A 13423-nucleotide genomic window follows, 5' to 3' on the forward strand; every position below is an offset into this window, starting at 1 on the left:
TTTACCGGCCTTTTATCCCCGCCCACCCCCACCGCGGGGGCCCCCCGCCCCCCCCGCCGCGGCCGGGGGGCCACCGCACGGACATCCGGGATGCGCGGCGTCAGCCGCCGAGCGCGCCGCCCGCTCCCGCGCCGTCGAGCTCACCGGAGCTGGAGGCGGCGTCGGAGGAATCGAGGTGGATCACGCCGTAGTCGTAGCCGTGGCGCCGGTAGACGACGCTGGGCATCTTGGTGTCGGAGTCGACGAACAAATAGAAGTCGTGACCGACCAGTTCCATCTCGTACAGAGCCTGGTCGAGCGACATGGGTGCGGCCGAGTGGGTCTTCTCGCGGACGATGAGCGGGCCTTCGCCCTGCACTTCCAGCGATCCGATCCGGGTGGTCGGGATCGCGTCCGCCTTCTCGCCGCTGACCGGCTCGCCGTTGCCGTTGAGGGTCGCGGCGTTCGGCACCACGTCGGCCACCTCGGCCGCCGAGAGCCGTCCGCTGCCGCGACGGGTGTGGCGCTTGTCGTGCTGCTTGCGCAGCCGGGCCTCCAGCTTGTCCTGAGCGAGGTCGAGCGCCGCGTACGGGTCGGCGGCGGCGGCCTCGGCACGGATCACCGGGCCCCGCGAACGCAGGGTGATCTCCACGCGGTCGGAACGGTCGGCCTGGCGCGGGTTGTGCTCCTTGGACACCTCGACGTCCAAGCTGATCACCTTGGCGTCGAGCTTCTGGATCCGCTCCGGATTCAGCTTCTCGGCCACGTGCTTGCGGAACCGGTCGGGCACCTCGGTCTTACGGCCCTTGACGACGATGTCCACGCAGAACTCCGTTCCCGGATAGCTCCGCCCCAGGGGCGAAGCGTCTCCCTTTCGCACCAGACTCCGGTGAACACCGGAGCCTCGGACTTGGCGACTTCCACCTCCTCCTCCCCCATCGGCAAGATCTACACCCCACCGACTTCGGAGTCGAGAGACAACCTCTGACACGAAGGTTCCGAAACGTACAAACGCTCGAAACGTGCGCTCCGATGCGTGGGGCCCCAGGCTCGCCAATTCCTTACAACCGAACATATCCCTCTATGCCGGTTGTCGGCACCCGCTACCGGTACGTACCTCCGTTCAGGTGGCCGTTCCCTCTTACTACCTGCAACGATGCGCCTTCCCCGCCAGTTCCAAATCTATTCACAAGTTTTTTGCTCTGTATGAGTTGCGGACCGGATTCGTACGAACGCGTCCGCCGCCGCGGCCACCACCGCGGCCCCGCCCAGGGGGCCGATCCCGGCCGCGCGCAGCGCGCGTACCGCCTCCGCCAGCGTGGCTCCGGTGGTCACGAGGTCGTCCACGACGACGATCCGGGCCGCCCCGGCCGTCACCCGTCCGGCGCCCCGCCGGGCCTCCAGGGCCCCGGCCAGGTTCTCCCGGCGCTCCAGTGCCCCCAGACCCGCCTGGTCGGCCACGGCCCGCCGCAGCCGCAGTACGGGAGCCACCCGCGCGGGCACACCCGCCCGCCGCAGCCGCGCCGAGGCGGCCAGCGCGATCCTGTGCGCCGGATCGTGGCCGCGCGCCCGGATCCGCTGCCGGGCGGAGGGGACGGGAACCAGGGCCACCTCCCCCTCCCCCGCCCCGCCCTCCCCACACACCCCACCGCCCGCCCGGACCTCTGCCCGGACCGCCGCCGCCAGGGCCGTTCCCAGGGCGGCGGCCAGCGGGAGCGCGCCGCGCTCCTTGTGGGCCAGCACGACGGCTCGTACGGCCCCTTCGTACGCGGCGGCCGCATACACCACGGGTAGCCCGGCGGGGCTCGGAGACGGGCGTACCGGGCCCGTCCCGGCCCCACTGAGCGCCGACCGGCACGCTCCGCACAGCGCCACCCGGACGGCACCGCAGCCGACGCAGCCGACCGGCAGGACCAGCCCGGCGAGCTCCGACACGAGGCCCGCCGCGAAGCCCGCCGTCAGTGCCGGCCACCGCTGCCCCCGCCCCTGCCGCATGGGTCAACTCTGCCGGGCGGGGCAGCACGGGGCCACCCCTGTGGACAACCGGGGACGGCACCGCACAAGCGGGGAAAAGCGCAGGTCAGACCAGGCCAGAACGGGGTCAGCCCGGGATCAGCCCGGGTAGACCGGGAACCGGCCGCCCGCCGCCACCGTGCGCCACTGCGCCCCCGGCGGCAGCCACACGATCCCGTCCTCGCCCGAGAACGCGACCACCGGCTTCTTCTCGTCCTCGCTCGCCGCGATCGCCTCCAGCCCGGTCGCGCCCGGCAGTCCGGCCCCGACCATCGAACCGTCGGCCAGCATGTACCGCGCCTGCACGACCCCGCCGCTCTCGCGGCCCACCACCAGCAGCCGGCCGCGCGGCGCCCAGCTCATCGCCGTCACGTCCGCCAGCTGCGGGGCGGCCGGACGCAGCTCGCGCACCGAGACCGCCGGACCGTCGCCCTTGTTGTCGGGCCGCTCGATCCGCCCGATGAACAGGTTCTTGCGGCTCGCCTTCTCCACCAGCAGCGCGATCCGCACCCCGTCGGGCGAGGTCTTCAGCCCGGTGATCCGGCCGCCGTCGAGCCCGGACACCTCCACCTTCTGGGGGGTCCCGGTACCGCGGGGCAGCCGCCACAACGTCGGGGCCTGATCGTCCTGGTCGGCGATCCACAGATCTCCGGCCGCGTCCCACGAGGGGGCGGTGAACCCGGCCGGCTTGGAGCCCTTGGCGGTCAGCAGCGGCTGCGGCATGGGTCCGGCGGTGGTCAGGTTGACCACGTACAGCGAGTGCCAGTCCTCGGAGGTGACCGCGGCGCGCTTCTCGTCATAGGTGATCGCGGCGGAACCGACCTTGAAGGGCGGGTTCCCGGACAGGGGACCGGGGACCGGGGACGGCGGGTCCTGCTGGTCGTCCCGGTTGGGGTCGAGGGTCATCCGCTGGAGCCGGCTCTCGTTGTCCACGTAGTACTGGTGGCCCGGCGAGAGCGGCCGGTTTGCGACCACGGCCGCCGCGGCCTCGGTGACCCAGCACAGCGAGGACTTGCCGTCGGCGGCCAGGAGTTCGACCCGGTCCACCCGGGAAGCCGTCAGGTCCTTGACCGTGTACAGGAGTTGGGTGGCCATCTTCTGGCACTGCGGCTGCGTGACGTTGTCGGCCTTGTCGTTCAGCGGTACGCGCAGCGTGTTCTGGCCGTCGTACGAAAGGGACTTGGTGCCCTCGCGCAGCTCCGTACCGGTGGGGAAGCTGGAGGCGACCACCGGCCCGAGCCACTTGGAAGGGCCGGCGAGCAGCGATTTGACGGTCTGGGTGGTGGGGTCCATCCGGGAGTCGGGGTCGCTGCGCTGGCGCACGTAGACGGGGTCGGCGACGAGCGTGCCGCCCGCGAAGTAGTACTTGTTCACCGGCATGTAGATGCGCTGGAAGTCGGACTCGCTGAGGACCAGGCTGCTGGGCGGGGTCACGATCCGCCACTGCTTGTTCTCCTCCCTGAGCTGGAGGAACTCCTCGTAGCGCTTGCCGCCGGTCTCGGGCTGGTACGCGCTGCGCTCGTCCACGGTGGCCAGCATCTTCCCGGCGACCTTGAAGCGGGGAGCGGCGGGGTCCTTCTCGCCCTGTACGGAGAACCGGTCGAGGCCGGCCGAGAGCACGGTGACCGCCGCGCCGGGCTTCCAGTTCTTCGCGGCGTCCTCGGTGAGGTACTTGCGGGCGGTCTGGAGCTGCGGATCGTCACTGGTCATGGCCTCCAGGAAGCCGTCGACGATCTCCTGCGGGCTGGCGTGGTCGGCCGGCGGTACGCCGAAGACGCGGACCTGGGAGTCGACGCCCTGCGAGACCTGCACGGGCCGGATCTCGCCATGGTCGGGCATCGAGGCGCAGCCGGCCAGCAGCAGCCCGGCCGCACCGAAGGCGTAGGCCCGGAGCGTGCGCAGCGATCGGCCCGACCGCGATCGGCCGGCCCTCACGAGGCCCGTCCCCGTCCCCGGCCCCGTCCCCGGTTCAGCACCCATCCGACCCACCGGCTCCGTCCGATCCACGGGCTCCACGCGATCCACCCTCTCGGTCTGCTTCTCCCGGCGGCCCGCCCGGGGCTCCGGCGCCGGCCCCCGGCTGCTCGGCGGGCCGGGTCACGACCCGGGCCCCGCTGCCCGGCAGTGCCGTCGGGTCGGCCGGCACCGGCATGGCTCCGGCCACCGCCGACCGCGGCGGGATCGGCGACCGGTCGGGCCGGCCCGCGGGTTCCCGGGACGACTCGGGCGCCAGCGAGCCCTCCGCGGCGGCCCTGGCCCGGTTGGCCCTGGAGTCCTCGGGCTCCAGCGGGATCGGCGATCCTCGCAGCGGCTCGTCGGCGGTGCGCGGCAGGGTCAGGCGGAACTGGGAGCCGCCGCCCGGCTCGCCCCAGGCCTGGAGCCAGCCGCCGTGCAGCCGGGCGTCCTCGACGGCGATGGACAGGCCCAGGCCCGTACCGCCGGTCGTGCGCGCCCGTGCCGGGTCGGCCCGCCAGAAGCGGTTGAAGACGCGGGTGGCCTCGCCGGGCTTGAGCCCGACCCCGTAGTCCCGCACGGCGACGGCGACGGCCCCGCCCGCCGAGGCGAGCCGGATCACCACGTCCCGGCCTTCGCCGTGTTCGACGGCGTTGACGACGAGGTTGCGCAGGACCCGCTCCACGCGCCGCGCGTCGGCTTCGGCTATCACCGGCTGGGTGTCGCCGAGGACGCGGATCCGGGTGTTCTTGTGTTCGGCGAGCGGTTCGGCGGCGTCGATGACGCGGCGTACGACGTCGCGCAGATCGATCGGCTCCGCCTCCAGGGCGGCGGCGCCCGCGTCGAAGCGGCTGATCTCCAGCAGGTCGGCGAGGAGCGACTCGAAGCGGTCGAGCTGTCCGGCGAGCAGTTCGGCGGAGCGCGCCGTGACCGGGTCGAAGTCGGCGCGGGCGTCGTGGATGACGTCGGCGGCCATGCGGACCGTGGTCAGCGGGGTGCGCAGCTCGTGGGAGACGTCGGAGACGAAGCGGCGCTGCAGCCGGGAGAGGTCCTCCAGCTGCTGGATTTTGTTCTGGAGGTTCTGGGCCATTTTGTTGAAGGCTTCGCCCAGGCGGGCGATGTCGTCCTCGCCCGTGACCTTCATCCGCTCCTGGAGCCGCCCCGCGGAGAGCCGCTCGGCGATCCCGGCGGCCATCCGGACGGGGGTGACGACCTGGCGCACGACGAGCCAGGCGATGCCGCCGAGGAGGACCACGACGAAGAGTCCGGCGGTGGCGATGGTGACCTTGACCAGGTTGAGGGACTCCTCTTCCTGGGTCAGCGGGAAGAGGTAGTACAGGTCGTACGGGTCGCCGTTGATGTCGGTGAGGCGCTTGCCCACGACGAGCGCGGGCTGCGGGGCCTTGGCGCCGGCGCCGGCCGTGTAGCGGACCTGGGAGAAGGTCTTGAAGGCGCCGGTGGCGTGGTTGACGGCCCGGCGCAGGTCCAGCGGGACGCTGGCGGTCGGGTCCACGTTGCCGGAGGCGCGGGCTCCGCGGACGCCGAGCGCGCCGCGGCCGGGCGGCTGTTCCTCGCCGGTGCCGGTGCCGGCACCCAGGGCGGCGACCTCGAAGGCGCTCTGCCCGCCGCTGGCGAGCTGTTTGACGAGGGAGTTCATCCAGGTGCTGGCGTCGCGGCCGACCTTGTTGTCGGAGGCGTCGGTTCCGTCCACCGTGTACGGGGTGTTCGCCTTCTCCTGTGCGACCGCGAACCCGCCCGCGGCCTGGCTCTGCGCGGCCTCCTCCTTCGCGTCGAGGAGGCCCTTGCTCACCTGGGCGATGACGACGAAGCCCAGGGCGAGGACCACGGCGAGCGAGATCAGGAGGGTGGCGGCGACCACCCGGAGCTGGATGTTGCGCCGCCAGAGCCGGACAGCCGGGAGCAGCGGCCGGCGTACGAGGCGTACGCAGAGCCGCAGCACGGGGCTGCCGGATGCTCCGCCGTGGAACAGCCGGCCGCCCCGCAGCGCTCCCCCGCGGGAGCCGCTCCGGGGCCTGCCGGGCTGCATGTCAGCTGGGTCCGGCCTTGTAGCCGACACCGCGCACCGTCACGACGATCTCGGGGCGCTCCGGGTCCTTCTCGACCTTGGAGCGCAGTCGCTGGACGTGCACGTTGACCAGGCGGGTGTCCGCCGCGTGGCGGTAGCCCCAGACCTGTTCCAGCAGCACCTCGCGGGTGAAGACCTGCCAGGGCTTGCGGGCGAGTGCGACCAGCAGGTCGAATTCGAGCGGGGTCAGCGCGATGGAGGCGCCGTCCCGCTTGACCGAGTGCCCGGCCACGTCGATGACCAGGTCACCGATGGCCAGCTGCTCGGGGGCCGGCTCTTCCGAGCGGCGCAGGCGGGCGCGGATGCGGGCCACCAGCTCCTTCGGCTTGAACGGCTTGACGATGTAGTCGTCGGCCCCGGACTCCAGGCCCACCACCACGTCCACGGTGTCGCTCTTGGCGGTGAGCATGACGATCGGTACGCCGGACTCGGCACGGATCAGCCTGCACACCTCTATGCCGTCCCGTCCGGGCAGCATGAGGTCCAGCAGGACCAGATCCGGCTTCGCCTCCCGGAAGGCAGCCAGTGCCTTGTCACCGTCCGCTACGAACGACGGCTCGAAACCTTCTCCCCGCAGCACAATGCCGAGCATCTCGGCCAGCGCGGTGTCGTCGTCGACGACAAGGACGCGTCCCTTCATGGTTGACATCATCCCATTAGCTAATCGTTACCTGGCGGTGAGCTGTCCCACAGCCAAAGGGGCTGGAAATCGCCCCTCGGACCTGCGTGGGTTCCCCGTGGACTGCCACGTGGACTTACCGATGGAGATCAAGGCGCCCAGTGTGCCCCGGATCCGCACGACAAATGAAGGCGCGAACGGCCCGGGATCCAGGGGACACCTGGTCCGTTCGAGGTTGTCACATGGCACGATGGCAGCCGGACCAAGCGCCCCGCACTCTGCAGTGCACGTGAAGGAGCGACGATGAACGACTCTCCGGGCTGGGCTACGCCCGGATCCTCCCCGTCCGACGGTGAGGGCTCCCACGGTACGCAGCCTCCCGCGCAGCCTTCCGGCGGCAACGGCGGCGACCCCAAGTGGTCCGCCGAGCAGCCGCCGCCCGGCCAGTGGTCGAGCCCGGCCGCCGGCCAGAACCCGCCGCAGCAGCCCGGCCAGCAGCCGCCCGTACCGCCGCAGCCGCCGCAGCAGGGCTGGGGCTCGTACGGCGCCGGTCCCGGCGGCTACCCGCCGCCCGCCCCCGGCGGCCCGGGCGGCTACTGGGGCAACCACGTCCCGGCGGCGAAGCCCGGTGTGATCCCGCTGCGCCCGCTGGGTCTGGGCGAGATCCTCGACGGCGCGGTCACCACCATGCGCAAGCACTGGCGTGCGGTGCTCCCGATCTCCCTGGCCGTGGCCGTCGTCGTGCAGCTGGCCTCCGTGCTCACGCAGAAGCTCGCGTTCAGCGGGCTCAAGCTCGACCCTTCGGCCGCCACGCCCCTACAGGACCAGCTCAACGCGCTCGGCTCGGGCCTGGCGCTGAGCCTCGCTAACGGGTTCATCCAGCTCATCGGGACGATCTTCGCCACCGCGATGCTCACGATGGTCTTCAGCCGCGCCGTGCTGGGCCACTCCTCCTCGGTGGGCGCCGCCTGGCGCGAGTCCCGCTCGCAGCTGCCGCGGCTGCTCGGCCTGACCCTGCTCCTGAGCGTCGGCGCGCTGCTCCTGTTCTTCGTACTGATCCTGCCGGGCATCCTCGCCCAGAGCGTGGGCCTCGGCGTCCTCGGCGGTCTCGCGGCCCTCGGGCTGGCGATCTGGCTGGGGGTCCGCTTCACCCTGGCCTCGCCCGCGCTGATGCTGGAGAAGACCTCCGTCTTCAAGGCTTTCTCCCGCTCCTCGAAGCTCGTCAAGGGCTCCTGGTGGCGCGTACTCGGCATCACCGTCGTCACCTCCATCATCACGAGCATCGTCGCGGGGGTCGTCGTCCTGCCGCTGACCCTGCTGGGCGCGGCCCTGTTCGGCGGCGGCCTCGAAGGCCTCGCCAGCGGCACCGGCACCCTCAGCTGGGGCTTCCTGATCCTCACGGGCATCGGCGGGATCATCGGCCTGACGATCACGCTCCCGATGCAGTCGGGCGTCACCGTCCTGCTCTACGTCGACCAGCGCATCCGGCGCGAGGCCCTCGACCTGGAGCTCGCGCGGGCGGCCGGCATCGAGAACTACGGCACGGGCAACGCCCCGCCGCCCACCGGGGGCTGACGGGCGATGAAGGGCACGGGGGGCCTGCTCGCAGCAAAGACGACGGCGGCGGCGACAGCGGCCACATCACCATCGGCGGCGGAACCGCCGCCGGTCACGATCGGCCGTGACGCCGCCCGCGAGGCGGCCCGGCACGAGCTGTCCAAGCCCGTGTACCACCAGAACGACCCGGGGCTGTTCCAGCGCGCCTGGAACCGGTTCTGGGAATGGGTCGGGAGCCTCTTCGACCACGCCTCGGCCTCGACCCCCGGCGGCACGCTGGGCCTGCTGGCCATCGCCGTGTTCGTCGTCCTCGTCATCGCCGCCCTGTGGTGGGGGGGGGGGGCCCCCCCCCCCCGCCCCCCCCCCCCCCCCGCCCCCCCCCACCCCCCGCCCCCCCCCCCCGCCCCCCCCCCCCCCCCCCCCCCCCCCCCCCCCCCCCCCCCCCGTGCAGCCCCACCACCCCCGCGCCGGGGGGTGGCGCGGCCCCCCCCCCCCGCGCGCCCCCCCCACCACAGCGGGCGCCCTCTTCGACGACGGAGTCCGCAGCGCGGCCGACCACCGCACGGCCGCCGAGGCCCTGGCCGCCGAGGGCCGCTGGAACGAGGCCGTCCAGGAGCGCATGCGCGCCGTCGTCCGCTCCCTGGAGGAGCGCACCCTCCTGGACCCCCGCCCGGGCCGCACGGCCGACGAGGCGGCGGCCGAAGCCGCCGTGTCCCTCCCGGACCACGCGGCCGGCCTGCGCGCCGCGGCCCGCACCTTCGACGAGGTCACCTACGGCGCACGCCCGGCCAACGCGACCATGTACGCCACCCTCCGCGACCTGGACCTGGCCCTGACCCGCACGAAGCCGCTCCTGACAGGCCCCACCCCATGACCCGCCCCCAGGACCCCAGCGTCCCGCCCGCCCCGGCCCCGGCCCCTACGGGTGCGGTCGCCGAAGCCACAGCGACAGCCGGAACCGGAGCCGCAGCCGCAGCAGCCGCCGGAACAACCGCCGCCGCGCCCCTCACCCCCGGCATCCTGTGGACCCGCGCCCGCGGCTTCCTCATCGCGCTCGCCCTGCTCCTCACCGCCGGGCTGATCCTGGCCGCCCTGAACTCCGGTGCCCGGCACGGATACCTGGACCCCCGCTCCGCCGACCCCTTCGGCAGCCGGGCCGTGGCCGAGCTGCTCAAGGAGCGGGGGATCGACACCCGCGTCGTGACCACCGCCGACGAGGCCGCCGCCGCGGCCGGGCCCGGCACCACCCTGCTGGTCACCGATCCCGACCGGCTGGAGGACAGCCGGCTCCGCGTGATCCGGTCCGCCATCGACCTCTCCGGCGGCCGCATCGTACTGCTCGCCCCGAGCACCCTCAGCCTCCCCGCCCTGGCCCCCGGCACCCGCGCCCATCCCGGCGGCGCCGGCAAGGAAACCAACCTGGACCCGGGCTGCGCACTGCCCGCCGCCACCTCCGCGGGCCGCGCGGCGACCGGCGGCGGCTACAGCTACACCACCGACACCTCCAAGGCCACCGCCTGTTACCCCAGCGGCGGCCGCCCCACCCTCCTCGTCCTGCCCACCACCACCCACGGCGGCGACACCGTCCTCCTCGGCTCCGAGCGCGTCTTCCTCAACAACGCCCTCGCCAAGGAGGGCAACGCCTCCCTCGCGCTCCAACTCCTCGGCTCCCGGCCCCACCTGGTCTGGTACATGCCCTCCCTCGCCGACTCCGGACCGGACGACGCCGAGGGACAGGGCAAGGACTTCCTCGCCCTGATCCCCGCGGGCTGGAGCTGGGCCCTGCTCCAGCTCTTCCTCGCCGCCGCCCTCGCCGCCCTCTGGCGCGCCCGCCGCCTCGGCCCGCTCGTCACCGAACGGCTGCCCGTCCTCGTCCCCGCCTCCGAGGCCACCGAGGGCCGCGCCCGCCTGTACGCCAAGGCCGGAGCCCGCGACCGCGCGGCCACCGTGCTGCGCGCCGCCTCCCGCGAACGCCTGGCCGCGCTGGTCGGCGTACCGGCCTCCCTGGCCCACGACCCCGTCGCCCTCGGGCCCGCCGTCTCCGCCCGTCTCACCGACGGCTCGCACGACCTGGGCGCCCTGCTCTTCGGCACCGCCCCCACCACCGACGCGGCGCTCGTCGCGCTCGCCGACCAACTCGACGCCCTCGAAAGAGAGGTCCGCTCCTCATGACGGCCACCACGGACAGCAGCGCCCGCTCCGCACTGGAGTCGCTCCGTACCGAGATCGGAAAGGCCGTGGTCGGCCAGGACTCCGCCGTCACCGGTCTCGTCGTAGCACTCCTGTGCCGCGGCCACGTCCTCCTCGAAGGCGTCCCCGGCGTAGCGAAGACCCTCCTGGTACGGGCCCTCGCCGCCTCCCTCGAACTCGACACCAAGCGCGTCCAGTTCACCCCCGACCTGATGCCGAGCGACGTCACGGGCTCGCTCGTCTACGACGCCCGCACCGCCGAGTTCTCCTTCCAGAACGGCCCGGTCTTCACCAACCTCCTCCTCGCGGACGAGATCAACCGCACGCCTCCGAAGACCCAGTCCTCCCTCCTCGAAGCGATGGAGGAGCGCCAGGTCACCGTCGACGGCACCCCCCGCAAGCTCCCCGAGCCGTTCCTCGTCGCCGCCACGATGAACCCGGTCGAGTACGAGGGCACGTACCCCCTCCCCGAGGCCCAGCTCGACCGCTTCCTCCTCAAGCTCACCGTCCCCCTCCCCTCCCGCGAGGAGGAGATCGGCGTACTGACCCGCCACGCCGCCGGGTTCAACCCGCGCGACCTGCACTCCGCCGGCATCCGCCCGGTCGCGGGCGTCGCCGAACTCGAAGCCGCCCGCAAGGCCGTCGAGGCCACCAGCGTCTCCCCGGAGATCGCCGCGTACGTCGTCGACATCTGCCGCGCCACCCGCGAATCGCCGTCGCTCACCCTCGGCGTCTCCCCCCGCGGCGCGACCGCCCTGCTGGCGACCGCCCGCGCCTGGGCCTGGCTGGTCGGACGCGACTACGTCACCCCCGACGACGTGAAGGCCCTCGCCCTGCCCACCCTGCGCCACCGCGTCCAGCTGCGCCCCGAGGCCGAGATGGAGGGCGTCACGGCCGACGCGGTCATCACCGCGATCCTCTCCCACGTCCCCGTACCCCGCTGATGGCGTTCACCGGACGCGCCGCCCTCCTGGCGGCCCTCGGCAGCCTCCCCGTCGGCATCCTCGAACCGAGCTGGACGGGGATCCTGGCGGTCAACGCCCCCCTCGCCCTGGCCTGCGCCGTCGACTACGCCCTCGCGGCGCCCGTCCGCACGCTCCACCTGGCCCGCTCCGGCGACACCTCGGTGCGCCTCGGCGAGCCCGCCGACGTGCACCTGAGCGTCACCAACCCCTCCCCGCGCCCCCTGCGCGCCCGGATCCGCGACGCCTGGCCCCCCAGCAGCTGGGTACCCGGCACCGAAGTCGCCGCCTCCCGCCACGCGTTGACGGTCCCGGCCGGCGAACGCCGCCGCCTGACCACCCGCCTGCGGCCCACCCGCCGCGGCGACCGCCAGGCGGCCCGCGTCACGATCCGCTCCTACGGCCCGCTCGGCCTCCTGGCCCGCCAGGGCCACCACACCGTGCCGTGGACGGTCCGCGTCCTGCCGCCGTTCGCAAGCCGCAAGCACCTCCCGTCCCGCCTCGCCCGCCTGCGCGAACTCGACGGCCGCACCAGCGTCCTGACGCGCGGTGAGGGCACGGAGTTCGACAGCCTGCGGGACTACGTACCCGGCGACGACACCCGTTCCATCGACTGGCGGGCCACCGCCCGCCAGCAGAAGGTGGCCGTCCGCACCTGGCGCCCGGAACGGGACCGCCACATCCTCATCTGCCTCGACACCGGCCGCACCTCGGCCGGCCGCGTCGGCGACGCCCCCCGCCTGGACTCGGCGATGGACGCGGCCCTCCTCCTGACGGCCCTGGCCACCCGCGCCGGCGACCGCGTGGACCTACTGGCCCACGACCGCCGCACCCGCGCACAGGTCCAGGCCCGCTCGGCCGCCGACACCCTCCCGGCCTTCGTCAACGCCATGGCCACCCTGGAACCGGAGCTCGTCGAGACCGACTCCCGCACCCTGGTCTCCACCATCCTGCGCAGCGCCCCGCGCCGCTCCCTGGTGGTCCTCCTGACGAGCCTGGACGCGGCCCCCATCGAAGAGGGCCTGCTCCCGCTCCTCCCCCGCCTCACCCAGCGCCACACCGTCCTGCTGGCCTCGGTCGCGGACCCGCGCATCGCGGAGATGAGCACGTCCCGCGGCACGATCGAAGCGGTCTACGAAGCGGCCGCCGCCACCCAGTCCCAGTCGGCCCGCCGCCGCACCGCGGACCAGCTCACCCGCCACGGCGTCCACGTGGTCGACGCCACCCCGGACACCCTGGCCCCCGCCCTGGCCGACGCCTACCTCTCCCTCAAGGCCGCGGGCCGCCTCTAGCGGGTGCCCGACTGGATACGCTGGTCGGGTACCCACCAGGAGGACACCATGGCTGACCTCACCGCGGAGCAGATGCGCCGCATGCACGATTTCGCGGAGCAGCTCGCGGAGCTGGCCGAGCACCAGGAAGACCACTGGAAGGTGCAGACCACCGACGGCCAGATCTTCCTCACGATGATGAGCCCCACGGCTCCCCACGGGCTGAACGTGGTGCGGCTACGCCGCCAGATCGAGGCCCAGACACCCGAGGTCGTGGCCCTCAACGACACGAACATGGGCGATCCGGTGACCGGCCTCACCAAGGTCCCCGACCTCATGGTCATCGCCGAGGAAGACACCGACGACACAGCGAAGGTCGTCAACGCGCGTGATGTCCTGATGGTGATCGAGGTCGTCTCGCGTACGAATTCCCTCACCGACATCCGAGACAAGCTTCACGACTATCCGAGGATGGGGGTCCCGGTCTATGTAGTGGTGGACCCCCGCAAGGACAAGAAGAGCGCCACAGTGCACAGCGACCCCTCTGAAGGGCCCGACGGCATCCGCTACCGCAAGAAGGTCCCGTACGCCTTCGGGGACACCGTCGTCGCCGGCCGCTGGACCCTCGACACGAGCAGCCTCAAGAGCTACCCCGCCGACTGGTAGCCCCCGGCCCAGTCCTCAACGGACCGGGCCCCAAACGCAGAAAAGCCCCGTACCAGTTCCCTGGTACGGGGCTCTCTACAATGATTGTTCGGCGGCGTCCTACTCTCCCACAGGGTCCCCCCTGCAG

Annotated in this window: 11 protein-coding genes; 6 read left to right on the top strand and 5 right to left on the bottom strand. The window is 73.0% G+C overall.

Annotation, left to right across the window (positions count from 1 at the left end; genetic code table 11):
* Positions 1-100: 100 nt before the first annotated feature.
* The 5 genes from hpf to mtrA all read right to left on the bottom strand — a co-directional run bounded on the left by hpf (position 101) and on the right by mtrA (position 6683).
* Positions 101-802 carry a ribosome hibernation-promoting factor, HPF/YfiA family gene (hpf, locus tag ACFXDJ_RS34820; protein ID WP_384662215.1) on the bottom strand — a complete coding sequence of 234 codons (702 nt, stop codon included), beginning with the start codon at positions 800-802 and terminating at the stop codon, positions 101-103.
* Between the two features lie 359 nt (positions 803-1161).
* Positions 1162-1974: a ComF family protein gene (locus ACFXDJ_RS34825; protein WP_384662212.1), complete on the bottom strand. Its 813-nt coding sequence runs from the start codon at positions 1972-1974 to the stop codon at positions 1162-1164.
* A 117-nt stretch (positions 1975-2091) separates the two neighbouring features.
* On the bottom strand, positions 2092-3927 hold the full coding sequence (locus ACFXDJ_RS34830) for an LpqB family beta-propeller domain-containing protein (RefSeq protein ID WP_384662209.1): 1836 nt from the start codon (positions 3925-3927) through the stop codon (positions 2092-2094).
* 34 nt (positions 3928-3961) lie between these two features.
* Positions 3962-5992 (bottom strand): MtrAB system histidine kinase MtrB, encoded by a 2031-nt coding sequence (gene mtrB / locus ACFXDJ_RS34835; protein WP_384662206.1) that lies wholly within the window; start codon positions 5990-5992, stop codon positions 3962-3964.
* 1 nt (position 5993) lies between these two features.
* Positions 5994-6683 carry a two-component system response regulator MtrA gene (gene mtrA / locus ACFXDJ_RS34840; protein ID WP_189747360.1) on the bottom strand — a complete coding sequence of 230 codons (690 nt, stop codon included), beginning with the start codon at positions 6681-6683 and terminating at the stop codon, positions 5994-5996.
* Between the two features lie 270 nt (positions 6684-6953).
* Between mtrA and ACFXDJ_RS34845 the strand changes: the two genes are divergently transcribed.
* From ACFXDJ_RS34845 to ACFXDJ_RS34870, 6 genes are all read left to right on the top strand, one after another.
* Positions 6954-8225 (top strand): glycerophosphoryl diester phosphodiesterase membrane domain-containing protein, encoded by a 1272-nt coding sequence (locus tag ACFXDJ_RS34845; protein ID WP_384662202.1) that lies wholly within the window; start codon positions 6954-6956, stop codon positions 8223-8225.
* A gap of 427 nt (positions 8226-8652) precedes the next feature.
* Positions 8653-9081, top strand: a complete 429-nt coding sequence (locus ACFXDJ_RS34850) for a DUF4129 domain-containing protein (RefSeq protein ID WP_384851224.1) — start codon at positions 8653-8655, stop codon at positions 9079-9081.
* Positions 9078-10379, top strand: coding sequence for a DUF4350 domain-containing protein (locus tag ACFXDJ_RS34855; RefSeq protein WP_384662007.1), 1302 nt, complete (start codon positions 9078-9080; stop codon positions 10377-10379). The genes ACFXDJ_RS34850 and ACFXDJ_RS34855 overlap by 4 nt, the downstream gene beginning before the upstream one ends.
* On the top strand, positions 10376-11341 hold the full coding sequence (locus ACFXDJ_RS34860; protein ID WP_384662010.1) for an AAA family ATPase: 966 nt from the start codon (positions 10376-10378) through the stop codon (positions 11339-11341). The genes ACFXDJ_RS34855 and ACFXDJ_RS34860 overlap by 4 nt, the downstream gene beginning before the upstream one ends.
* Complete coding sequence (locus ACFXDJ_RS34865; RefSeq protein WP_384662013.1) at positions 11341-12651, top strand: DUF58 domain-containing protein; 1311 nt, start codon at positions 11341-11343, stop codon at positions 12649-12651. The genes ACFXDJ_RS34860 and ACFXDJ_RS34865 overlap by 1 nt, the downstream gene beginning before the upstream one ends.
* A gap of 48 nt (positions 12652-12699) precedes the next feature.
* Positions 12700-13296, top strand: coding sequence for a Uma2 family endonuclease (locus ACFXDJ_RS34870; RefSeq protein ID WP_384662015.1), 597 nt, complete (start codon positions 12700-12702; stop codon positions 13294-13296).
* Positions 13297-13423 lie beyond the last annotated feature (127 nt).

It is taken from the genome of Streptomyces sp. NPDC059443 (assembly GCF_042750105.1).
Lineage (GTDB): Bacteria > Actinomycetota > Actinomycetes > Streptomycetales > Streptomycetaceae > Streptomyces.

Coding starts and splice junctions, on each gene's coding strand:
- mtrA (WP_189747360.1), bottom strand. CDS start 6,683: ATGATGTCAACCATGAAGGGACGCGTCCTTGTCGTCGACGACGACACC.
- ACFXDJ_RS34870 (WP_384662015.1), top strand. CDS start 12,700: ATGGCTGACCTCACCGCGGAGCAGATGCGCCGCATGCACGATTTCGCG.
- ACFXDJ_RS34825 (WP_384662212.1), bottom strand. CDS start 1,974: ATGCGGCAGGGGCGGGGGCAGCGGTGGCCGGCACTGACGGCGGGCTTC.
- ACFXDJ_RS34865 (WP_384662013.1), top strand. CDS start 11,341: ATGGCGTTCACCGGACGCGCCGCCCTCCTGGCGGCCCTCGGCAGCCTC.
- ACFXDJ_RS34845 (WP_384662202.1), top strand. CDS start 6,954: ATGAACGACTCTCCGGGCTGGGCTACGCCCGGATCCTCCCCGTCCGAC.
- ACFXDJ_RS34860 (WP_384662010.1), top strand. CDS start 10,376: ATGACGGCCACCACGGACAGCAGCGCCCGCTCCGCACTGGAGTCGCTC.
- ACFXDJ_RS34855 (WP_384662007.1), top strand. CDS start 9,078: ATGACCCGCCCCCAGGACCCCAGCGTCCCGCCCGCCCCGGCCCCGGCC.
- mtrB (WP_384662206.1), bottom strand. CDS start 5,992: ATGCAGCCCGGCAGGCCCCGGAGCGGCTCCCGCGGGGGAGCGCTGCGG.